The organism is Frigoribacterium sp. Leaf164 (genome assembly GCF_001423665.1).
GTDB classification, from domain to species: Bacteria; Actinomycetota; Actinomycetes; order Actinomycetales; family Microbacteriaceae; genus Frigoribacterium; species Frigoribacterium endophyticum.
On record NZ_LMOX01000001.1, the window covers coordinates 1,460,786 to 1,482,426 of the forward strand.

22 protein-coding genes are annotated in these 21,641 nt (G+C 73.6%); 16 read left to right on the top strand and 6 right to left on the bottom strand.

The window, feature by feature from the left end:
• Positions 1-43: 43 nt before the first annotated feature.
• Together ASF82_RS06595 and ASF82_RS06600 are read left to right on the top strand one after the other, a co-directional pair.
• The gene (locus ASF82_RS06595) at positions 44-1,381 is read left to right on the top strand and encodes a sensor histidine kinase (protein WP_056054938.1); all 1,338 of its coding nucleotides are present in this window, start codon (positions 44-46) and stop codon (positions 1,379-1,381) included.
• Complete coding sequence (locus ASF82_RS06600) at positions 1,378-2,064, top strand: response regulator transcription factor (protein WP_056055931.1); 687 nt, start codon at positions 1,378-1,380, stop codon at positions 2,062-2,064. The genes ASF82_RS06595 and ASF82_RS06600 overlap by 4 nt, the downstream gene beginning before the upstream one ends.
• A 25-nt stretch (positions 2,065-2,089) precedes the next feature.
• On the opposite strand, the gene ASF82_RS06605 is transcribed toward ASF82_RS06600, so the two are convergent.
• Positions 2,090-3,010 carry a proteasome assembly chaperone family protein gene (locus ASF82_RS06605; protein ID WP_056054942.1) on the bottom strand — a complete coding sequence of 307 codons (921 nt, stop codon included), beginning with the start codon at positions 3,008-3,010 and terminating at the stop codon, positions 2,090-2,092.
• Positions 3,011-3,123: 113 nt separating this feature from the next.
• Between ASF82_RS06605 and ASF82_RS06610 the strand changes: the two genes are divergently transcribed.
• From ASF82_RS06610 to lnt, 9 genes are all read left to right on the top strand, one after another.
• A complete protein-coding gene (locus ASF82_RS06610; RefSeq protein ID WP_235491177.1) occupies positions 3,124-3,816 on the top strand; it encodes an HAD family phosphatase in 693 nt (230 codons plus the stop codon).
• A gap of 74 nt (positions 3,817-3,890) precedes the next feature.
• Complete coding sequence (locus ASF82_RS06615; RefSeq protein ID WP_056054945.1) at positions 3,891-4,958, top strand: tRNA (adenine-N1)-methyltransferase; 1,068 nt, start codon at positions 3,891-3,893, stop codon at positions 4,956-4,958.
• Between the two features lie 94 nt (positions 4,959-5,052).
• Positions 5,053-5,979, top strand: coding sequence for a hypothetical protein (locus ASF82_RS06620; protein ID WP_056054948.1), 927 nt, complete (start codon positions 5,053-5,055; stop codon positions 5,977-5,979).
• A 75-nt stretch (positions 5,980-6,054) separates the two neighbouring features.
• Positions 6,055-7,098 (top strand): YafY family protein, encoded by a 1,044-nt coding sequence (locus ASF82_RS06625; protein ID WP_056054950.1) that lies wholly within the window; start codon positions 6,055-6,057, stop codon positions 7,096-7,098.
• Complete coding sequence (locus ASF82_RS06630) at positions 7,095-8,087, top strand: YafY family protein (RefSeq protein ID WP_056054953.1); 993 nt, start codon at positions 7,095-7,097, stop codon at positions 8,085-8,087. Before ASF82_RS06625 ends, ASF82_RS06630 begins: the two co-directional genes overlap by 4 nt.
• A 62-nt stretch (positions 8,088-8,149) precedes the next feature.
• Complete coding sequence (locus tag ASF82_RS06635) at positions 8,150-8,404, top strand: twin-arginine translocase TatA/TatE family subunit (protein ID WP_056054956.1); 255 nt, start codon at positions 8,150-8,152, stop codon at positions 8,402-8,404.
• 75 nt (positions 8,405-8,479) lie between these two features.
• On the top strand, positions 8,480-9,235 hold the full coding sequence (tatC, locus tag ASF82_RS06640; protein ID WP_056055936.1) for a twin-arginine translocase subunit TatC: 756 nt from the start codon (positions 8,480-8,482) through the stop codon (positions 9,233-9,235).
• Between the two features lie 4 nt (positions 9,236-9,239).
• The gene (locus ASF82_RS06645; protein WP_056054959.1) at positions 9,240-11,756 is read left to right on the top strand and encodes an RNA helicase; all 2,517 of its coding nucleotides are present in this window, start codon (positions 9,240-9,242) and stop codon (positions 11,754-11,756) included.
• Between the two features lie 64 nt (positions 11,757-11,820).
• The gene (lnt, locus tag ASF82_RS06650; protein WP_082514366.1) at positions 11,821-13,482 is read left to right on the top strand and encodes an apolipoprotein N-acyltransferase; all 1,662 of its coding nucleotides are present in this window, start codon (positions 11,821-11,823) and stop codon (positions 13,480-13,482) included.
• A gap of 120 nt (positions 13,483-13,602) precedes the next feature.
• Here lnt and ASF82_RS06655 read toward each other — a convergent pair whose 3' ends face one another.
• The 4 genes from ASF82_RS06655 to ASF82_RS06670 all read right to left on the bottom strand — a co-directional run bounded on the left by ASF82_RS06655 (position 13,603) and on the right by ASF82_RS06670 (position 16,499).
• Entirely contained in the window at positions 13,603-13,968 is a 366-nt protein-coding gene (locus ASF82_RS06655) for an RNA polymerase-binding protein RbpA (protein WP_056054962.1), read from the bottom strand.
• Between the two features lie 87 nt (positions 13,969-14,055).
• Positions 14,056-14,844, bottom strand: coding sequence for a glycerophosphodiester phosphodiesterase family protein (locus ASF82_RS06660; protein WP_056054967.1), 789 nt, complete (start codon positions 14,842-14,844; stop codon positions 14,056-14,058).
• Positions 14,844-16,004 (bottom strand): SPFH domain-containing protein, encoded by a 1,161-nt coding sequence (locus ASF82_RS06665; protein ID WP_082514367.1) that lies wholly within the window; start codon positions 16,002-16,004, stop codon positions 14,844-14,846. The genes ASF82_RS06660 and ASF82_RS06665 overlap by 1 nt, the downstream gene beginning before the upstream one ends.
• A 12-nt stretch (positions 16,005-16,016) precedes the next feature.
• Positions 16,017-16,499 carry an NfeD family protein gene (locus tag ASF82_RS06670; RefSeq protein WP_056054971.1) on the bottom strand — a complete coding sequence of 161 codons (483 nt, stop codon included), beginning with the start codon at positions 16,497-16,499 and terminating at the stop codon, positions 16,017-16,019.
• A gap of 145 nt (positions 16,500-16,644) precedes the next feature.
• Here ASF82_RS06670 and ASF82_RS06675 point away from each other — a divergent pair, with 145 nt between their 5' ends.
• Together ASF82_RS06675 and ASF82_RS06680 are read left to right on the top strand one after the other, a co-directional pair.
• Positions 16,645-17,412 (top strand): SDR family oxidoreductase, encoded by a 768-nt coding sequence (locus tag ASF82_RS06675; protein ID WP_056054976.1) that lies wholly within the window; start codon positions 16,645-16,647, stop codon positions 17,410-17,412.
• 10 nt (positions 17,413-17,422) lie between these two features.
• Positions 17,423-17,881, top strand: a complete 459-nt coding sequence (locus tag ASF82_RS06680) for an NUDIX hydrolase (RefSeq protein ID WP_056054980.1) — start codon at positions 17,423-17,425, stop codon at positions 17,879-17,881.
• Between the two features lie 131 nt (positions 17,882-18,012).
• Here ASF82_RS06680 and ASF82_RS06685 read toward each other — a convergent pair whose 3' ends face one another.
• Positions 18,013-19,500, bottom strand: coding sequence for a cryptochrome/photolyase family protein (locus ASF82_RS06685; protein WP_056054983.1), 1,488 nt, complete (start codon positions 19,498-19,500; stop codon positions 18,013-18,015).
• A gap of 41 nt (positions 19,501-19,541) precedes the next feature.
• Here ASF82_RS06685 and ASF82_RS06690 point away from each other — a divergent pair, with 41 nt between their 5' ends.
• The 3 genes from ASF82_RS06690 to folP all read left to right on the top strand — a co-directional run bounded on the left by ASF82_RS06690 (position 19,542) and on the right by folP (position 21,639).
• Entirely contained in the window at positions 19,542-20,054 is a 513-nt protein-coding gene (locus tag ASF82_RS06690) for a hypothetical protein (protein ID WP_235491178.1), read from the top strand.
• 93 nt (positions 20,055-20,147) lie between these two features.
• A complete protein-coding gene (gene folE, locus ASF82_RS06695; RefSeq protein ID WP_056054986.1) occupies positions 20,148-20,735 on the top strand; it encodes a GTP cyclohydrolase I in 588 nt (195 codons plus the stop codon).
• Complete coding sequence (gene folP, locus ASF82_RS06700; protein WP_056054988.1) at positions 20,728-21,639, top strand: dihydropteroate synthase; 912 nt, start codon at positions 20,728-20,730, stop codon at positions 21,637-21,639. Before folE ends, folP begins: the two co-directional genes overlap by 8 nt.
• Positions 21,640-21,641 lie beyond the last annotated feature (2 nt).

A 21,641-nucleotide genomic window follows, 5' to 3' on the forward strand; every position in this document is an offset into this window, starting at 1 on the left:
GACGGAACCTCGCGACACATGACCGTCTGACATACTGACGGGGATGTCCTTCGTCGTGCCGCCTCCCCAGGACCCCGGGAGCGTCGATCGCCCGAGGCGTCGCCTCACGCGCCGCGACGCCCGGGTCGACGCCCTCGTCGCCCTCGGCCTCCTGGCCCTCGGGGCGCTCACCGCGGTGCTCGCCCTCGTCGTCGTGGACGGCGAGCCGACCGCGAGCACGGCCCCCGCCGAGACCTTCGCCTGGCTGGTCGCCCTGTGCGCCCCGGTGGCCCTGCGACGTCGACGCCCCCTGGTCGCCATGGTCGTGGTGGCCGCCGTCGTGGTGGGCGCCTCGCTCCGGGGCTACCCGGACGACCTGGCCCCGGCCCTCGCCCTCTTCCTCGTCATCTCCACCGCCAACGCCTGGGCCGCCTCCCGCCGTCGGGCGCTCGTGACGAGCGTCGTCGTCTCGGCCGCGCTCTTCGCCCTGCTGGTCGTCGGCCTCGCCCGGCGGGCGGGGGAGGTCGAGGGCGTGCCCGTCGGCCCGCTGACCGCCTCCGTCGTCTACTCCGTGGTGTTCACGGCGCTCTTCTTCGCGGGGGCCGTCCTGGTCGGCCGCTCCTCCCGCGTCTCGGCCGCGCGCCTCCACGCCCTCGAGCGGGCGGGCGTCGACCTCCGGGCGGCGCAGGAGGTCGTCGCCGACCAGGCCATCGACGAGGAGCGCTCCCGCATCGCGCGCGAGCTGCACGACGTCGTGGCCCACAACGTCGCCGTGATCGGCATCCAGGCGGGCGCCGCGCGTCGCACCCTCGACCGGCCCGACGTGGCCCGCGGTGCCCTCAGCGCCGTCGAGGCCACGGCGCGCACGACCGTCGACGAGCTGGAGCGACTGCTCCGCGTGCTCCGCACCCGCGACGGCAGCTGCGCCGCCCCGGCGGGCCTCGCCGACCTCCCGCAGCTCGTGGACGACACCCGTCGGCTCGGGCTCGACGTCCGCTGGGGCGTGGAGGGCGACGTCGCCGACGTGCCCGAGAGCACGGGGGTGACGGTGTACCGCGTCGCCCAGGAGGCTCTGACCAACACGCTGAAGCACGCCTCCGCCTCCGTCGCGGTCGTCCGGCTCCGGCGTCACGACCGCACCGTCGAGATCGAGGTCGTCGACGACGGTCGGGGCTCCGGCGACCGCGGGTCGCCCGGGACGACGTCCGCGACGGGCACCGGGCTGGGGCACCGGGGGATGCGCGAACGGGTCGACCTGCACGGCGGCGAGCTCGAGGTCGGGCCGCTGCCCCGCGGCGGCTACCGCGTCCGGGCGGTCCTCCCGGTCGCGTCGTGCGCGGTGCCCGGCCGCGAGCCCACGCCGGCGAGCCCCGCGCCCCGGTCGTCCGGGGTCGCCCGGTGACGGCCCGGCAGCCCGTCCGAGTCCTCCTGGTCGACGACCAGGAGCTCGTCCGGGCCGGGTTCCGCATCATCCTCGACACGGCCGACGGGCTCGAGGTCGTCGGGGAGGCCCGTGACGGGCTCGAGGCGGTCGACGTCGCCCGCGAGACGCGGCCGGACGTCGTCGTGATGGACATCGAGATGCCGCGCCTCGACGGGCTCGAGGCCACCCGGCGCATCCTCGCCGAGCGCCCCGTCGACGGACCCGCCGTGCTCGTGCTCACCACCTTCGGGCATGGCGACTACCTCTTCCGGGCGCTCCAGGCGGGGGCGAGCGGGTTCCTGCTCAAGACCTCGGGCCCCGAGGAGCTCATCGACGCGGTGGGCGTCGTGCACCGCGGCGACGCGCTGCTGGCCCCGGAGGTGACCCGCGACGTCGTGGCGCGCGCCCTCGCGGGGCCGGAGCGCCGCCCGCCGGCCCCGAGCCCGCGCCTCGCCCTCCTCACCGAGCGGGAGCGGGAGGTGCTCGACCGGCTCTCCGTCGGCGAGTCCAACGCGGAGATCGCCCGGGCGCTCTACCTCGGCGAGGCGACCGTCAAGACGCACGTCTCGAACGTGCTCGGCAAGCTCGAGCTGCGCGACCGGACGGCGGCGGTCGTCTTCGCCTACGAGAACGGCGTGGCCGTCCCCGGCGAGAAGCGCTGACGGCCCCGCCTCGCCGGGGCCTCGCTCAGACCGCGGGCGGGAACCGCGGGTCGTCGCGGCCGTCGCGCCCGTCGCCGGCCTTGCCGTCGCGTCGGCGCAGGTACCGCTCGAACTCCTGCGCGATCGCCTCGCCGCTCGCCTCGGGGGAGTCGACGGTGTCGCGGGCCTGCTCGAGCTGCTCGATGTAGCCGGCCATGTCGTCGTCGTCGGCGGCCAGAGCGTCGATGCCCTGCTCCCACGCGGCGGACTCGGCCTCGAGCTCGCCCCGGGGCACCTGCACGTCGGCGACCTCCTCGAGCTTCTCGATGAGGGCGAGGGTCGCCTTCGGCGACGGCGACGCGTGCACGTAGTGCGGCACGGAGGCCCAGATGGCGAGCGTCGGCACGCCCGCCTGCTCGAGGGCGTCGCCGAGCACGGAGAGGATGCCCACGGGGCCCTCGTAGCTGCTGCGCTCCAGCCCGAGCCGCGTGCGCACGTCGTCGTTGTCGCTGCTCACGAAGACGGAGATGGGCCGCGTGTGCGGGACGTCGGCGAGCATGGCGCCGAGGAAGACCACCGACGTGACGTCGTGCACGTCGACCAGGTCGACGATCTCGGCCGCGAAGCTGCGCCAGCTGCGCGACGGCTCCGCGCCGAGCAGCACGAAGACCTCGGTGCCCGGGGCGTCGACCGGGGCCGCCGCGAGCGACGTCGAGGAGTCCGGCGTGGCGTGCAGCTGGATGCGCGGCCAGACGAGGGAGCGCCCGCCGTCGTCGTCGAGCCCCACCTGGGGCCGGTTGAACTGGTAGTCGATGTACCGCTCGCCGTCGAGCTCGGCCACCGCCTCGAGCGACAGCGACTCGATCACGCTCCTGGCGACGCCGCTGGCGGCCTCGCCGGCGTCGTTCCAGCCCTCGAAAGCGACGACCAGGAGTCGTCCCGTCGCGAAGTCAGACGTGTCAGTCACCGTGTCCTCACCGAGTCGGGGAGAGGCCCTCGACGTCTCGGACCACGATAGACCGAGCACGAGGAGGCGCGGGTCGCCCGCCGGGGGAGCCCCCTCCCGTAGACTCCTCCGTCGTGACCGATCTCCTGCCTGCCGCCGTCCTCTGGGACATGGACGGAACCCTCGTCGACACGGAGCCCTACTGGTTCGAGTCCCAGGTCGCCCTGGTCGGCTCGTTCGGCGGCACCTGGACGAAGGCCGACGGCGACACGCTGATCGGCTCCGGCCTCTGGCACTCGTCGCGCGTCCTGCAGCAGCACGGCGTCGACATGTCGGAGGACGCCATCATCGACCACCTCACGACCGCGGTCCTCGAGCGCTGCGCCGTCCACGTCCCGTGGCGCCCGGGCGCGAAGGAGCTCCTCGCCGAGCTGCGGGCCGCCGGTGTGCCGACCGCGCTCGTCACGATGTCGATCCGCCGCATGGCGCTCTTCATGGTCGACGCCATCGAGTTCGACGCCTTCGACGCCGTGGTCGCGGGCGACGACGTGGAGCACGCCAAGCCCCACCCGGAGGCCTACCTCCGGGGGGCGGAGCTGCTCGGCGTCGACGTCGCCGACTGCGTCGCCGTCGAGGACAGCGTCCCGGGCCTCGCCTCCGCCGTCGCGGCCGGCGCCGTCGCGCTCGGCGTCGAGCACCACGCGCCCCTCGCCGACGACGCGGGCTACGTCCGCCGCACCACGCTGGTCGGCACCACCCTCGCCGACCTCCGCGAGCTGCACGCCGCGGGGCGCCGCCTGCGCGAGCAGCGCACGACCGACTCCTGACCCCCGGGGCGCACCCCGCGCCTCCTCGACGCCCCCGCCCTCCGGGCGCGCGCACCGACCGAAAGCAGCACCGCATGACCGCCACCCGCCGCCAGTCCGGGCCGTTCCTCCAGGGCGACAAGGTCCAGCTCACCGGCCCGAAGGGCAAGATGAACACGGTCGTGCTGACGCCCGGCGCCGTGTTCCACACGCACCGGGGCATGATCGCCCACGACGACATGGTCGGCCTGCCCGACGGCTCGGTCGTCGCGAGCACCACCGGCGACGAGTACCTCGCCCTCCGGCCGCTGCTGAGCGACTTCGTGATGTCGATGCCCCGGGGCGCGGCCATCGTCTACCCGAAGGACGCCGCCCAGATCGTCGCCTTGGCCGACGTCTTCCCCGGGGCGACCGTCGTCGAGGCGGGCGTGGGCTCCGGCGCCCTGTCGCTGTGGCTGCTGCGGGCGATCGGCCCGGAGGGCCGGCTCGCCTCCTTCGAGCGCCGCCAGGAGTTCGCCGACGTGGCGCTCGGGAACGTCACGAGCTTCTTCGGCGCCGAGCCCGAGAACTGGTCGGTGACCGTCGGCGACCTCGTCGAGAGCCTGCCCGACGTCATGCCCGACGGGACGGTCGACCGCGTCGTGCTCGACATGCTCGCGCCGTGGGAGTGCGTGGAGGCGACCACCGCGGCCCTGAAGCCCGGCGGCCTGGTGATCTGCTACGTCGCCACCGCCACGCAGCTGTCGCGGGTCGCGGAGGCCCTCCGCGCCTCCGGGTCGTTCACCGAGCCCGACGCCTCGGAGACGCTCGTGCGCGGCTGGCACGTCGAGGGCCTGGCCGTGCGACCCGACCACCGCATGATCGGCCACACCGGGTTCCTCATCACCGCTCGTCGGCTCGCCCCCGGCGCGGTGCTGCCGCAGCTCAAGCGCCGCCCGTCGAAGTCGGACTACTCCGACGCCGACGTCGAGGCCTGGACGCCCGGCGCCCTGGGCGACCGCTCGGCCAGCGACAAGAAGCTCCGCAAGACGGCCCGTCAGGCACGCACCGCCGCCGACGCCGCGATCGGGGCCGCCGAGGCCGTCGCCGCGGGCAGCGCGCCCGACGCCGAGGCCGCAGCCCCGGCGAGCGAGGCGGCCGACCCCTCGCGTGACGCCCAGTAAGCTGTCCGACGCATCCCGCGGCTCCCGGCCGCTCCTCGCGGCCCCGCCGCCCCCGAAGCACCCGCGGCCCGGCCGCACCATGGAAAGAGGCCCCGTGCGCACCATCCCCGCCCTCGTCGTCGCCGTCGGCCTGCTGGCCTCCCTGACCGCGTGCGCCGGCGACTCCGGACCGGGCTCGTCGGGCTGCCCGCCCACGGGCGACGCCGCCTCGGTGGTCACGGCCACGGGCTCGTTCGGGGAGAAGCCCGACGCCGACGTGCCGAGCCCCATCGTCACCACCGAGACCCAGGTGTCGACCCTCATCGAGGGCGACGGCGAGCGTCTCGTCGACGGCTCGCCCGTCATCATCGACTACACGCTCTACGACGGAGCCACCGGGCGCGAGGTGGAGGACAGCGGCTACGACGGCACCGCCGCCAACCCGATCACGGTCGGCGGCCAGGCCCTCGCCCCGCTCGCGGCGGCGCTCGAGTGCTCGACCGTCGGCTCCCGCGTGGTCGTGGCCGTCAAGGCCTCCGAGCTCTCCGCCTCGATCCAGGGCTCGGCCGTCGAGCCGACCGACGACCCCGATGCCGCGTACGTCGCCATCGTCGACGTCAAGCAGGCCTTCCTGCCGAAGGCCGACGGCCGCCCCGTGCCCGGCGAGAGCGGCCTGCCGGCCGTCGTCACCGCCCCGAGCGGCGCTCCCGGCATCTCCGTCCCCGACTCCGACGCGCCGACCGCGCAGGAGACCCACCTCGTCCGCGAGGGCTCGGGCCACGAGCTGACCGCCGACGACACCGCCGTCGTGCAGTTCACGGCCGTCACCTGGGCCACCCCCTCGACGGTCTCGGCCTCCACCTGGAACAACGGCGACACGGCCACGACCGTCGACCTCGGCGACCCGGCCCTCCCGGCCTCGATCCGCGACGCGCTCGTCGGCCAGCAGGTCGGCTCGCAGGTCATGACGGTCATCCCGGCCGCCGAGGCCGGCGGCGCGGACAGCTACGTGTACGTCTTCGACGTGCTCGGCTCCCTCTGAGCCCGTCCGCGGCCCCGGAGGTCGGTGCCCCGCACGGCGGGTCGCCGACCTCGGCCGTGGCCTAGGATCGATCGCGTGCCCGCCGCCCGCGCCCCCCGGATCCCCGTCGAAGAGCGCCTGTTCAGCCTCGTGCTGGCCCTGCTCGCCACCGACACCGGGCTGACCAAGTCGGAGGTCCTGTCGACCGTCCAGGGCTACCGGCAGAAGTACTCCTCGGCCGGTGACAACGCCGCCCTCGAGCGTCAGTTCGAGCGCGACAAGGACGACATCCGCGAGCTCGGCGTCCCTCTCGAGACCGTCGACGACCCCGCGGCCTCCGGCAACAACCAGCTCCTCCGCTACCGCATCCCGCGCGGCAGCTACGAGCTGCCCCTCGACATCTCGTTCTCGCCGGAGGAGACGGCCCTGCTGACCCTCGCGGCCATGGTCTGGCGTGAGGGCACGCTCTCGGGCGAGTCCCGCCGGGCCCTCCTCAAGCTCCGCTCGCTGGGCGGGACGGCCACCGTGCCCGAGCTCGAGTACGCGCCGCGCATCCGGTCCCGCGACGCCGCCTTCGAGCCGCTCCGCACCGCCCTCGACCGCGGGGTCGTCGTGCGGTTCGACTACCTGAAGCCGGGGGAGGCCCGGCCCCGCCGCCGCGAGGTCGCGCCGTTCGCGCTCGTCCAGCACCAGGGGCGCTGGATGGTCCCGGCGATCGAGCCCGACACCGGCTCGCGGAAGAACTTCCTCCTCTCGCGCATCGTCGGCCCGGTGACGGTCACCGGCCGCTCCTTCCCGCGGCCGGCGGACGCGACCGCCGACTCCGCCCTCGCGGGGCTGGAGGAGCTGCGCCGGTCGAACACCGCGCTCGTGCGCGTGGTCGAGGCGTCGGACGCCGAGACCCGGCTCTCGAAGCGCCGGGGGACGGAGTCCCGGGGCGCCGACGTGCTGGCCGTCCACTACTCCGACGCGTCCATCCTCGCCGAGGAGCTCTCCTCGTTCGGCCCGGAGGTCACCGTCCTCGAGCCCGCGAACCTCCGCGAGCTGGTCGTGCAGCGCCTGCGACGCCTCGTCGCCGACCACGACGACGACGGAGCACGGCCCGTGGGCTCCTCGATCGAGACCGGGGCCCGATCGTGAGCGACCGCCGACCCGCGCTGCAGGCGACCGACAAGCTGGCCTTCCTGCTCGCCCTCGTCCCGTGGCTGATCGACCACGAGCGCGTGAGCGTCGCCGAGGCGGCCGAGCACTTCGCCGTCAGCACGGCGGAGATCCGGCGGGCGGTCGAGCTGATCGCGGTCTCCGGCATCCCCGGAGAGACATCGCAGTACCAGCACGGCGACCTCTTCGACATCGCGTGGGACGACTTCGAGCAGAACGACGTCATCGTGCTGACGAACCTCGTCGCCATCGACGAGTCGCCGCGGTTCTCGTCCCGCGAGGCGGCGGCGCTCATCGCCGGGCTCCAGTACCTGTCGTCCCTGCCCGACCACGCCGACCGGGCCGCCGTCGCCTCGCTGACCGCGAAGCTCTCGCGGGGCGCGTCGAGCGAGCCGAGCCAGGTGGCCGTCGCCGAGAGCGAGTCGGACGAGGCCCTCGCCGTCGTCGGCCGTGCGGTGGAGGCGGGGGTCCAGCTGGAGTTCGACTACGCCGGGGTCCGCGGCCGTGCCGAGCGTCGACGGGTCGACCCGCTGCGGGTCGAGTCCCTGGACGCCGACTGGTACCTCCGCGCCTGGGACCACGTGCGCGAGGGGCTGCGCACCTTCCGCGTCGACCGGATGTCACGACCGGCGCTCACCGACGCGCCCATCACGCACCGCGCCTCCGACCTCTCCCTCCCGGACACGCTCTTCGAGGGCTCTCCCGACGACGTCGTCGTCACGATCGAGATCGACGACGCAGCCGCCGCCCTGCTCGACGACTGGTCGCCGACCGACGTCGAGCGAGCGGACGAGGGCCGCACGCGCCTCTCGCTCCGGGTGTCGCACCACGGGACGGTGGCCCGCCTGGTCGCCGGGCTGCCGGGGCGGGCCTGCGTCGTGGCACCGCCGGAGGTGCGGAGGGCCGTCGCGGAGTGGGCACGTCGTGCCGCGGCCGAGTACGACGCCGAGGGAACCGCCGCGGGCTGACCGAGGCCGCCCAGGGACGGCACGGTACACTTGCCACTCATCCGTCCCGCGAGGAGGACCTCATGCTCGGCAACCTCACCGGCTTCCACCTGATCATCATCCTGGCGATCATCCTGCTGCTCTTCGGTGCGCCCAAGCTCCCCGGGCTCGCGAAGAGCATCGCCCAGTCGATGCGCATCTTCAAGAACGAGATCGGCGACGACAAGAAGACGGCCGACGACGACGTCCGCCGTCCGACGGTCGACGACGCACCGCGGTCGACGTCCTCGACGACCACCCGCCCCGTGCACGGGGACGATCTGCCGCCGAAGCTCTAGCGCGTGGCCGCGACCACCAGCACCGGCACGAGCGAGGGCGGCGGTGCTCCCCGTCAGCGGTCCCGTGACGGCCGGATGTCGCTCGGCGCGCACCTCGTCGAGCTCCGCAAGCGGCTGTTCCGGTCCGCCCTCGCGCTGATCCTCGCCAGCGTCGCCGGCTTCGCGCTCTCCTCCTGGGTGCTCGACGTGCTCCGGGGGCCCATCACGCAGATGGCGGTCGCGCGGGGCACCGAGGCGACGCTCAACTACCCGACCATCGCGGGCAGCTTCGACCTGCGCCTGCAGATCGCGGTGACCGTCGGAGTCATCCTGTCGAGCCCCGTCTGGCTCTACCAGGTCTGGGCGTTCATCGTCCCCGCGCTCGTCCGACGTGAGAAGGTCTACGCGGTCAGCTTCATCGGCTCGGCCATCCCGCTCTTCCTCCTGGGCTGCGCCAGCGGCTACTACGTCCTGCCGCACATCGTCGAGGCGCTCACCGGCTTCGTCGCGGCGGAGGACGCGGCGATCATCGACGCGAAGCAGTACTTCGACTTCGTCCTCAAGCTGATCCTCGCGGTGGGCATCGCGTTCGTCCTGCCGGTCTTCCTCGTGCTGCTCAACTTCGTCGGCGTCATCTCCGCCGTGGGCATCATCAAGGGCTGGCGCGTCGCCATCCTGCTCATCGCGCTCTTCACCGCGATCGCGACCCCGGCGGCCGACGTGTTCTCGATGTTCCTGCTCGCGATCCCGATGGTGGTGCTCTACTTCGCCGCGGCCGGGGTCGCCTGGCTGCACGACAGGCAGGTGGCGAAGAAGGTGGCGGCCCTCGACGCCGAACTCGCGGGAGGATAGCCAGATGACCAGCAGCGACCTCAGCCCCGCCGAACGGTTCGCCGCCTCGAAGACCCGGGTGCGGTCGCCGCAGCTGCAGTCGTTCCGCTCCCGTCTCGGCTTCGCGCTCGATCCCTTCCAGGAGGCCGCCTGCGCCTCCGTCGAGGCGGGCAACAGCGTGCTCGTGGCCGCGCCGACCGGGGCCGGCAAGACCCTGGTCGCGGAGTTCGCGATCCACCTCGCCATGCAGCACCCCCGCGACAAGGTCTTCTACACGGCGCCGATGAAGGCCCTGAGCAACCAGAAGTTCCAGGAGCTCGTCGCCGAGTACGGCGCCGGCGAGGTGGGGCTGCTGACCGGTGACACGAACGTCAACTCGCGGGCGCGCATCGTGGTCATGACGACCGAGGTGCTCCGCAACATGCTCTACGCGGGCTCGGAGATGCTCGACGACCTCCGCTACGTCGTCCTCGACGAGGTGCACTACCTCGCCGATCGGTTCCGCGGCGCGGTGTGGGAGGAGGTCATCATCCACCTGCCCCTCGACGTCCGCCTGGTGTCGCTGAGCGCGACCGTGTCGAACGCGGAGGAGTTCGGCGACTGGCTGCAGACCGTCCGCGGCGGCACGGACGTCATCGTCAGCGAGGACCGTCCCGTCCCGCTCGACCAGCACGTGCTCGTCGGGGGCAAGTTCCTCGACCTCTTCGACTCGAGCGGGCAGGCCGCCACCAACCGGGTCAACCCGGAGCTCCTGCGGGCGACCTCCATGTCGCGGCGGGGCGGAGGGCCCGGCGGGCGGGGCCGCGGCACGAGCGACCGCTGGTCGGGGCGCAGCCCCCGAGGCCACGTCGTGCCGCCGACCCCGCACCAGGGCGGCCGCCTCGACCGGTGGCGGATCGTCGAGATGCTCGACGACCAGAACCTGCTGCCCGCCATCTTCTTCGTGTTCAGCCGGGTCGGCTGCGACCAGGCCGTCAAGCAGGTGCTGCGCTCCGGCATCCGCCTGACGACCGCCGAGCAGCGCGACGAGATCCGCGAGATCGTCGAGGCCCGCTGCCGCACCCTCCGCGACGAGGACCTCGCCGTGCTCGGCTACTGGCAGTGGCTCGACGGGCTCGAGCGCGGGGTCGCCGCCCACCACGCGGGCCTGCTGCCCGCGTTCAAGGAGGTCGTCGAGGAGCTCTTCCAGAAGAAGCTCGTCAAGGTCGTCTTCGCGACGGAGACACTGGCGCTCGGCATCAACATGCCCGCCCGCACGGTCGTGCTCGAGAAGCTCGAGAAGTTCAACGGCGAGGCCCGTGTGCCCATCACGCCGGGGGAGTACACGCAGCTCACCGGCCGGGCCGGCCGCCGCGGCATCGACGTCGAGGGCCACTCGTTGATCCAGTGGCAGCCGGGGCTCGACCCCCAGGCGGTCGCGAGCCTCGCCTCCCGCCGCACGTACCCGATGAACTCCAGCTTCCGGCCGACGTACAACATGGCCGTCAACCTGATCGAGCAGTTCGGCCGGTCGCGCACGCGCGAGATCCTCGAGACCTCGTTCGCGCAGTTCCAGGCGGACCGCGCCGTGGTCGACCTCGCGCGGAAGGTGCGCACGCAGCAGGAGAGCCTCGACGGCTACGCCCGCAGCATGACCTGCCACCTCGGCGACTTCGGCGAGTACACGCTGCTCCGGCGTGAGCTCGGCGACCTCGAGAAGCAGGGCGCGGCCCGCGCCGAGGCCCAGTCGCGCGGCGAGCACGACAAGCGCCAGCGGAAGCTCACCGAGCTGCGCAAGCAGCTGCGCCAGCACCCCTGCCACGCCTGCCCCGAGCGCGAGCAGCACGCCCGCTGGTCTGAGCGCTGGTTCAAGCTGAAGAAGCAGACCGACCAGCTCTCGGCCCAGATCCGCAGCCGCACCGGCGCGGTCGCGAAGGTCTTCGACCGCGTCACCGACGTGCTGCTCGACCGCGGCTACCTCGTGCCCGCGGCCTCCACCTCGGCCACGCCCACCAGCCGGGGAGGCGCGGGGCGCGACGGGCGCACCGCCGAGGTGGCCGTCGCCCCGGCCGGCCGCACGCTCCGCCGCATCTACGGAGACCGCGACCTGCTCGTCGCCGAGTGCCTCCGGCTCCGGCTCTGGGACCAGCTCGACGTGCCGTCGATGGCCGCCATGGCCGCGACCCTCGTCTACGAGCCGCGACGCGACGAGGGGCAGCTGTCGGAGCGCTTCCTGCCGCGGGGCGCCTACCGCGAGGCCCTCGACGCGACACAGCTGCTCTGGGCAGAGCTCGACGACCTCGAGCAGGAGCACCGGCTGCCCGGCAGCACGCCGCCGGCTCCCGGCCTGGCCCTGGCCATGCACCGCTGGGCCCGGGGCGCGAGCCTCGACTCCGTGCTGGAGGACGCCGACCTCGCCGCCGGCGACTTCGTGCGCTGGACGAAGCAGACGATCGACCTGCTCGACCAGCTCTCCGTCGTGGCCGACCTCCCGGTGGGCCCCGTGGCGCGTCGGGCGCTCGACGCCGTGCGGCGCGGCATCGTCTCGTACTCGGCCGTCTGAGGCACGGGGGCCGGGCGCCCGGGCCGACCCGCGCCTCCCAGCGACGGCCACCTAGAATCGCACGGTGCCCACCCGAGTGACCGCCCTCCGTCTGCCGCTCTGGCTCGCCCTCGTGGTCGCGGCCGGGTCAGGCGTCGTGCTCGACGCCGGGTTCCCCGACGGCGACGTGTGGCCCCTCACGTTCGTCGGCATCGGCCTGGTGCTCGTCAGCCTCCGCGGCCGACGGGCCGGGTCGGCCTTCCTGGTCGGGCTCGTCGCCGGGCTCTCGTTCTACCTCGTCCACATCTCGTGGACGAGCCTGTACCTCGGAGCCCTGCCGTGGGCGGCCCTGTCGACGCTCGAGGCCCTGTTCTTCGCCGGGGGAGCGGTGCTCGTCACGCTCGCGTACCGCTGGGTGCCCCGCATCTGGCCCGGGGCCGTCGGCACGACCGTGCTCCTCCCGGTGGTCGTCGCCGGCCTCTGGACCCTGCGCGAGTTCGTCGCCGGCAACTGGCCCTACGGCGGGTTCGCCTGGGGCCGCGTGGCCCTCAGCCAGTCGCAGAGCCCCTTCGGCCCGCTCGTCGCGTGGGTCGGCATCTCCGGTCTCTCGTTCCTCATGGTGGCGCTCGTGGCGGCGGTCCTCGAGCTGGCGCTCCGGGCCGACGTGCGGGCGTCGACGCGGGTCCTCGCCGGCGCGGTCGCCGTCACGGCCGTCCTCGCCGTCCCCGCGTGGCCGACGACGTCGTCGGGCACGGCCACGATCGCCGGCGTCCAGGGCAACGGGCCCGCGGGCTACTTCGACGAGCGCGAGCCCGGCGACCTGCTCAACTCGCAGGTGCTCGCCATGTCGGGGCTGCCGGCCGGCTCCGACCTCGACCTCATCGTGTGGCCCGAGGGCGGCAGCGACCGCGACCCCACCCGCGACGCCTACGGCCGCTACGTCTTCGACGCCGTCAGCGACGGCTACGACGCCCCGCTCCTCTCCGGCGTCATCACCCAGTCCGACGACGGCGAGGAGGCCTGGAACTCGTCGATCCTCTGGGAGGACGGCGCGGTCGCCGGCCAGTACGACAAGAAGCACCCCGTCCCCTTCGGCGAGTACGTGCCCGACCGCTCCTTCTGGCGGCCCTTCGCCCCCGACCTGATCGACCTCATCGCTCGCGACTACACGCCGGGCACCCGCCCGGAGGCGATGCCGATCGGCGACTTCGTCGCCGGCATCTCGATCTGCTTCGACATCGTCGACGACCAGCTCATCACGAACATGATGCGCGACGGCGCCCAGGTGATCGTCGCCCAGACCAACAACGCCGACTTCGGCGACACCGACGAGAACGCCCAGCAGCTGGCCATCACGCGACTACGGGCCCTCGAGACGGCCCGGCCCGTGGTCAGCGTCTCCACGGTGGCCTCCAGCCGGGTCATCGACGCCGACGGGCAGATCGTGGCCGGCGTCACCGACTTCACCGCCGGCACCATGGTCCACACCGTCGACCTGGGCACCGGCACGACGCCCGCCGTCGTGGCCAGCCGCGCCGTCGAGCTGTTCGTCTCGTTCCTCGGGCTGGCGGCCCTCGTGCTCGCCCGGGTCATGATCGGTGGTCGCCGGTCGCGCCGACGCCGCGCCCTCGAGACCGCGGCCTGGCCCGAGCTGGCCGACCCGCGCCTCCGCCCGGGCCGTCGGCCGCGCTCGCTCGAGGAGGAGCTGGACGACCCGAGCCAGTTCGACCTCCCTGCCCGGCGCTGACCATCCCGGCACCGACCGCCCCCGGGCACGACGACGCCCGGCCACCGTACGGTGACCGGGCGTCGTGGGGGAGCGGCGTCAGGCGCCGATCGTCGGGCGCCGAACTTCAGGCCCCGATCTTCACGCGCCGATCTTCTCCTGGCCGCGCCGGGCCCGGAGGAACGTCAGACGCTCCTGCAGCAACTCCTCGAGCTCGTCGCGTGAGCGGCGCTCGAGCAGCATGTCCCAGTGGGTACGGGGCACCTTGACGACGCCCTCCTCGATCTCGACGGGCTTGCCGTCGGCCGACAGCAGCCGGCCTTCCTGCCCGCTCTTCGGCGACTGCCAGATCTCGGGCACCTCTGCCTCAGCAGAGAACACCATGTCGAACGTCTGGCCGTCCTCCGTCTGGTAGACGGCTTTCTTCCGGGGGGAGAACTCGACTCCCTCTTCGCTCTGGAGGCTCTGACTACCGAGTCTCATCCCGCGCAAACTGCGATCTGCCATGCGTGTGGTCTCCTCTCGCGGTGCGATCTCCCGTTCTAACGTCAGAGCGTGCCGTGATGTTTCAGGTGAGAGACATTCACAGTCTGTTCACAGAGGATCGGCAGCACCCCGACCGACCTCGACGAGGGCGAGGTCGGCACGATCGGTGACGATGCCGTGCACGCCGAGCGCGAGCAGTCGGCGCATCACGGCGGGGTCGTTGACCGTCCAGACGTGCGTCTCGACGCCCACGGCCGCCAGGTCGGCGACGCGGGCCGCCGTCACGACGCGCAGCCGCCCCCAGCTCTCCGGCACCTGCACGGCGCCGCAGCCGCGCAGGACGCGCCGGAGCAGGGCGTGCCGCACGGCCGTGACCGGGACGAGGGAGGCGGCCATCACGCCCACGACGCCGGGGGAGGACGCCGAGGTGGCCACGCCGGGCAGCGCGTCCACCACGCGACGACGGATCCGCTGGTCGAACGACGTGAGCAGCACCCGGCTCTGCGCACCCACTCGACGGATCGCGCGCACGGTCGGGTCGACCGCCTCCGCCACTTTGACGTCGATGTTGAAGCGGGTCTCCGGGAACGCGTCGAGGGCCTGCTCGAGCGTCGGCACCTCCTGGTCGTCAGGCAGGCGCACCAGGCTCAGCTCGGCGAGGGTGAGGTCCCGGACGCGCACGGGCCGGCCGGCGACGCGACGGAGGTCGTCGTCGTGACAGACCACGGCCACATCGTCGCGGGTGGCGTGCACGTCGGTCTCGACGTAGTCGGCACCCGCCGCCACGGCCCGGGCGAACGCGAGCATCGTGTTCTCCGGTGCGTCGACCGCGAGGCCGCGGTGCGCGAGCACCCGGGGCCCGGCCGGGCCGAACCAGCCGGAAGCGCCCGCCTCCACTACGGAGCGGCCGGGGCCGCCGGCGGCGTGGTGCCCTCGTCGGGCGTCACCGCGTCAGGCGCGGCCGTGCCGGTGCCCGAACCCGAGCCGGTGCCCGTGCCCGTCGCGCCGGTCTCCGACCGGCTCGTGCTGCCCGGCGTGGTCGCGGTCGGGAACCCGAGGTCGGGCTCCGCCTCGAGGTCGACGGTCGTCGCGAGGTCGGGGGTGGTCGACATCTCCGAGACCTTCGTGGTCGGCTTCGGCGTCCAGCCGGGGGCGTCCGGGTTCTTCGGGGCGAAGAAGCCCTGGCCGATGCCCGACAGCGCCTCGGTCAGCTCGCTCGGGATGATCCAGAGCTTGTTGGCCGACCCCTCAGCCAGCTTCGGCAGGGTCTGCAGGTACTGGTAGGCGAGCAGCTTGGGGTCGGGGTCGCCCTGGTGGATGGCGTTGAAGACGGTGTCGATGGCCTCCGCCTCGCCCTGGGCGCGGAGCACCTGGGCCTTGGCCTCGCCCTCGGCGCGGAGGATGGCCGACTGGCGCATGCCCTCGGCCTCGAGGATCTGCGACTGCTTGGTGCCCTCGGCGGTCAGGATCGCGGCCCGGCGGCTCCGCTCGGCGCGCATCTGCTGCTCCATGGAGTCCTGGATCGAGGCGGGCGGGTCGATGGCCTTGAGCTCGACGCGGCCGACGCGGATGCCCCACTTGCCGGTCGCCTCGTCGAGGACGATGCGCAGCTGGCCGTTGATGTTGTCGCGGCTCGTCAGGGCCTCTTCGAGGTTCAGGCCGCCGACCACGTTGCGGAGCGTGGTCGTCGTGAGCTGCTCGACCGCCCCGAGGTAGTTCGCGATCTCGTAGGTCGCGGCCCGGGCGTCGGTGACCTGGAAGTAGACGACCGTGTCGATCGACACGACGAGGTTGTCCTCCGTGATGACCGGCTGCGGCGGGAAGGAGACGACCTGCTCGCGCATGTCGATGAGGGGACGGACCCGGTCGATGAAGGGCACGAGGAGGTTCAGCCCGGGGAGGAGGGTCTTGTGGTACTTGCCGAGCCTCTCCACCACGCCGGCGCTGGCCTGCGGGATGATGCGGACGGCCCGGAAGAGCACGACCAGGACGAGGACGACGACGATCGCGACGACCACGATCGTCGCGATGGTGCCGGCGCTGACGGAGGAGTCCATGCAGGGTCCCTTCTAGGCGGGGACGACCAGGGCGGTCGACCCCTCGATGGCGGTGACGACGACGGTGCTGCCGGTGTCGAGGACGGCCGGGGGCAGGGCGCCGGCGGGCGCCTTCGCCGAGCCGGTGGGCAGGAGGCGCGCCGTCCACGTGTCGCCGTTGGTGAGCTTGACCTGCCCGGCGTCGGGGCCGAGCGCGACGACGACGGTGCCGCGCAGGCCGAGGAGGGCCTCGACGTTGCTCGGCGTCGGGTCGCCGCCCCGGCCGAGGGCGCGGAGCAGGGGAGGCCGGACGGTGAAGAGGAGGAGCACCGCGAGCACGGCGGCCACGACGATCTGCAGCCACCACGGTGCTCCGAAGAGGTCGGCGAGCAGGCCGCCCACGCTGCCGATCGCGAGCATGAGGAAGGTCAGCTCGAGGGTGGTGACCTCGACCACGACGAAGAGCAGGACCAGGGCGATCCAGATGATCCACGCGTACTGGGTGACGACGTCCACGTCGGCCTCCTTCGTTCCCTCGACGCTAGCGCACGTCGCCGACATCCGTCGGGCGGTACGCTCGGACGGGTCGCCTGGCGACCCCGAGCCGCCACCCCGGCGCCGCGACCGAGCCGGTGCCGCCCCACAGACTGGAGCCCCCGCCGTGTCCAACCCCCTCGCCGCAGGATCCCTCACCGGCACGCGTGCCCTGGTCACCGGCTCGTCCCGGGGCATCGGGGCCGACACGGTGCGCTACTTCGCCGAGGCCGGCGCGTCGGTCGTCGTGAACTACCGCAACAAGGAGAAGCGCGCCCAGCAGCTCGTCGAGAAGATCGCGGCCTCGGGCGGCACCGCCTTCGCGGTGGGCGCCGACCTCACCGACCCGGAGAGCGTCGACGCGATGTTCGCGACGGTCTCCGAGCGCCTCGGCGGCCTCGACGTCCTCGTGATGAACGCCTCCGGCGGCATGGAGAGCGGCATGGCCGAGGACTACGCGCTCAAGCTCAACCGCGACGCCCAGGTCGCCCTCCTCACCGCGGCGCTGCCCCTGCTGCAGCCGGGCTCGCGGGTCGTCTTCGTGACGAGCCACCAGGCGCACTTCATCCGCACCACCGAGACGATGCCCGAGTACCTCCCCGTGGCCCTGAGCAAGCGTGCGGGGGAGGACGCGCTGCTCGAGATGGTGCCGCAGCTCGAGGCCGCCGGCGTCGAGTTCGTCGTGGTCTCCGGCGACATGATCGAGGGCACCATCACGGCGACGCTGCTCGAGCGCTCGAACCCCGGGGCCATCTCGTCGCGCAAGGAGAGCGCCGGCAAGCTCTACAACGTCGCCGAGTTCGCCGCCGAGGTCGCCGCGGCCGCGGTCGACCCGGTGCCCGCCGACCGCACGCGCCTCGTCGGCGACACCTCCGACTTCGTCCCCGTCGCGTAGGCGGCGCCTCGTGACCGAGCGGATCGTCCGGCCGACGTCGCGCCTCCTCGTCCTCGACGAGCACGATCGACTGCTGCTCATGATGACGAAGGCGCCCGACACGAGCGGCGCGGCCCGCTGGATCACGCCGGGAGGCGGCGTGGACCCGGGGGAGTCGCACGAGGAGGCGGCGGTCCGGGAGCTGCACGAGGAGACCGGCCAGGTGGTCGCCGAGGTCGGCCCCGTGGTCAGGGTCGACGACTTCGAGGTGCCCTGGGACGCCGCCGACCATACGCACGGGCACGCCGAGTTCTTCGTCGTGAGACTGCCTCATTTCGAGGTCGTCGACGACGACTGGACCGACGACGAACGGGTCGACATCCTGGAGTCGCGCTGGTTCAGCCTCGACGAGCTGGAGTCGACGACCGACCCCGTCGAGCCCGTCGACCTCGCCGCCACGGTGGCCGAGGCGCTGCGCGCAGGTCGCTGAGCGGCGTCCTGCACGAAGCGGGCTCTGACGGCGTCGACCCCACCCCTTCTGGCCGCTCTCGGTGTGACCGATAATGCACATTATGTCAGCTCGAACGTGAACGAGGAGCGCTCAGGCCCTCCCCGGGACCCTCACGGCATCTCGCGGGCCGCCTCCTGAGCGACCACGGCCTCGAGGTCGTCGAGCCCGCGCATCTGCCGCAGCGGGTTCCGCATGCGGGCGTTGTCGCGGAGCGCCGGCTCGGCCCGGTGCAGGAACGCCCAGTAGCCCGCGGTGAACGGGCACGCGTCGTCGCCGACCCGCACGGTCGGCGAGAACCGGCACGAGCCGCAGTGGTCGCTCATCTTGTCGATGTAGCGACCGCCGGCCGCGTAGGGCTTGGTCGCGACGACTCCGCCGTCGGCGTGCTGCGACATCCCGACGATGTTCGCGGGCATCACCCAGTCGGTGCCGTCGACGAAGACGTCGGTGAACCACTCGGTGAGCTGGTCGGGCCGGTAACCGCGCTGCAGCGACCAGTTGCCGAGGATCATCAGGCGCTGGATGTGGTGCGTCCAGCCGTGCCGCGAGACGACGTCGAGCGCGTCCGACAGGCAGGCCGCCTCGACCCCCGACGAGTCGAGACCCCGCCACCACACGGGCAGCTCCACCCGGGCGCCCAGGGCGTCGTTCTCGTCGACGTACGACTCCCCCAGGTGCCAGTAGAGGTGCCACACCCAGTCGCGCCAGCCGACCACCTGTCGGACGAAGCCCTCGACGCTGGTGAGCGGCGCGCCTCCCTCGAAGGCCCGCAGCACCCGCTCGACCACGTGGCGCGGGTCGAGCACGCCGAGGTTCATCGGCACGCTCAGCAGCGAGTGCGCCATCGTCCAGTCGCCCGACAGCATGGCGTCCTCGAAGGGGCCGAAGTCGCCGAGCCGCGTCTCGACGAAGTCCTCGAGCGCCGCCTCCGCCTCCTCGGCCGTGACGGCGAACCGGCGACGGTCGTCCTCCCCCACGAACGTCACGAGGCCGGCGTCGCGCCAGGCGTCGAGCTGCTCGCGTACCTCGGCGTCGATCTCGTCCTCGACGGGCCAGACGGGGTCGGGCAGGCCCAGGCCGGCCGCGCCGCGGGGAGGCGCGTGGCGGTTCTCGTCGTCGTAGCTGAACCGGCCGCCGACCGGGGCGGGCCCCTCCATCAGGAAGCCCTCGCGCCTCCGGACGGCCTCGTAGAAGTCCTCCATGAGGAGGCGGCCGGGGCGGGCGGCGACCCAGTCGGCGAAGTCGGCCTCGCTGGTGACGAAGCCGCGGCTCGGCAGCACGACGACCGCCGGGGAGGCGGCGCGCACGACCGCGCGGAGGTGGCGGCTGGGCGGGTCCACCACCTCGAGGTCGCCGCGCCCGGCGAGGGCGTCGGCGAGGCGGTCGACCCTGACGTGCTCCGCGCGGTCGCCGAGCTCGGCGACCCGGTGACGGAGCGCCGAGAGCCAGAGGTGCGCCTTGGCCCGGTGCAGCGGCCGACGCGAGAACTCGTCGAGGGCCTCGACGACGAGCACCTCTCCCCCGTCGTCGAACGCGGGCCCCCACTGGCCGGGCAGCAGCAGCCGTCGTCGGGCGGGGCGCTCCGGGGTCGTCGTCACCCCGCGGACGCTACCCGCCGCCCCGGTGGTTGGGTCGGGTCATGGACGACGAGACCGCCCCCGTGACCCCCGGCTCCCCCGACACGACGACCCGCGACTCCCCCGCGCCCGTGCCCGACGACGGACCGGACGACGCGCACGTCCGCCCGGCCGGCGTCGACGACGCCACCGTCGAGGCCCTCGGCAAGCTGTCGGAGGCCCTCGAGGCCGTCGAGCACGCCCGGGGCCTGCTCTACGGCTTCCACCGGTTGACCGGCACCGCCGACCTGGCGCTCGGCGAGGCCGTGGACCTCCTCCGCGAGGCGGGGCACCACGAGCACGCCGGCCGCCTGGAGCGCGACGTGGTGGGGCGCAACGTCGTCGAGGGCCGCTGGACCTTCCAGGTCGTCGAGGACTACGACGCCGGCTACTGGAGCGCCCTCCGGGCGGGCGAGGCGGCCGTCCGCGAGGACCTCGTCGGCGGGCGCCGTCACCTCTTCGAGTCCGAGATGAAGGAGGCGCGGCGCAGCCACGGCCGACGCCACCACGAGTCGCGCCCGGGCTCCGACGGCTGACCGCCCCAGCGGTCGACCGCCCCCGGCCGCCCCGTCGGTCGAGGACGGTGACGCCCGGCTGACGTCCGGGCGGGGGCCTGCGACACTGGCTCCATGAGCCACTCCCCCGTCGACCGGCCCCGCATCGAGGCCGCCGTGCTCGAGATCCTCGCGGCCGTGGGCGACGACCCGGGGCGCCCGGGCCTCCACGACACGCCCCGGCGCGTGGCGGAGGCGTACGCGGAGTTCTTCTCGGGGACGGGCACCGACGCGACCGAGCTCGTCCGCGCCTCCTCGGTGCCGGCCGAGCCGGGCCAGCTCGGCGAGGTCGTCGTCGTGCGCGACGTGCAGTTCCGCTCGGTCTGTGAGCACCACCTGCTGCCGTTCCTCGGCGTGGCCCACGTCGCGTACGTCCCCGGCGCCTCGATCGTCGGCCTCGGAAGCGTGCCCCGCGTCGTCGACGCCCTCGCCTCGCGGCCGCAGCTGCAGGAGAAGCTGGGCGAGGAGATCGCCGACGCCTTCGACGAGGGGCTCTCCCCCACGGGCGTGCTCGTCGTGCTCGAGGCGGTCCACGGCTGCGTGACGACGCGCGGCCCGCGCCAGACGCAGAGCTCGACCGTGACGCTGGCGAGCCGTGGCAGCCTCGGCGACGCGGCCGCCCGCACCGAGGCGATGGCGCTGATCGGGGCGCCCCGTGGCTGACCCGGCACCGCTGCCGGCCGCGCTGGGCACCGTGCCGCTGCGGGTGCCCGTGCGCCGCATCGGCCGTCGCACGTTCGACTTCTCGCGGCAGGTCGCGGTGATGGCGATCGTCAACCGGACGCCCGACTCGTTCTTCGACCAGGGGCGCACCTTCGCCCTCGACAGCGCGGTCGCGGCCGCCGTGGCCGCCGCGGGGCAGGGCGCCGACTGGGTCGACGTCGGCGGCGTGCCCTTCAAGCCGGGGCCCGAGCTCTCGGCGGCCGACGAGATCGACCGCGTCCTGCCGGTGGTGGAGGCGCTGGTCGCCGAGTCGGACGTGGTCGTGTCGGTCGACACCTTCCGCCCCGAGGTCGCGGCCGCGGCGATCCGCGCCGGTGCGTCGGTCGTCAACGACACGACCGCCCTGCACGACCCGCGTCTCGCCGACGTCGTCGCCGACAGCGAGGCGACCCTCGTGGTGACCCACAGCCTCGCGCCGCCGCGCACCGCGTGGCCGCACCCCCGCTACGACGACGTCGCGCGCGAGGTCGTCGACCTCCTGTCCCGGCGCGTCGACCTCGCACTGGCCCGGGGGGTGCCCGAGGAGAGGATCGTCGTCGACCCCGGCCACGACCTCAACAAGGCCACCGTGCACACCCTCGAGCTGACCCGGCGCCTCGGCGAGGTCGCGGCCCTCGGCTTCCCCGTGCTGGCCGCCGTCTCGAACAAGGACTTCATCGGCGAGATGCTCGACCGCGAGAAGCCCGACCGCCTGGCCGGAACGCTGGCGGCGGCGACCGCGTGCGTGCTGCTCGGCGCGCGCGTCGTGCGGATGCACGACGTGCCCTCGGCGGTGGACGCCGTCCGCATGCTCGAGGGCATCCTGGGGTGGCGGGCCCCGCTGCTCGCCCGACACGACGTCTAGGA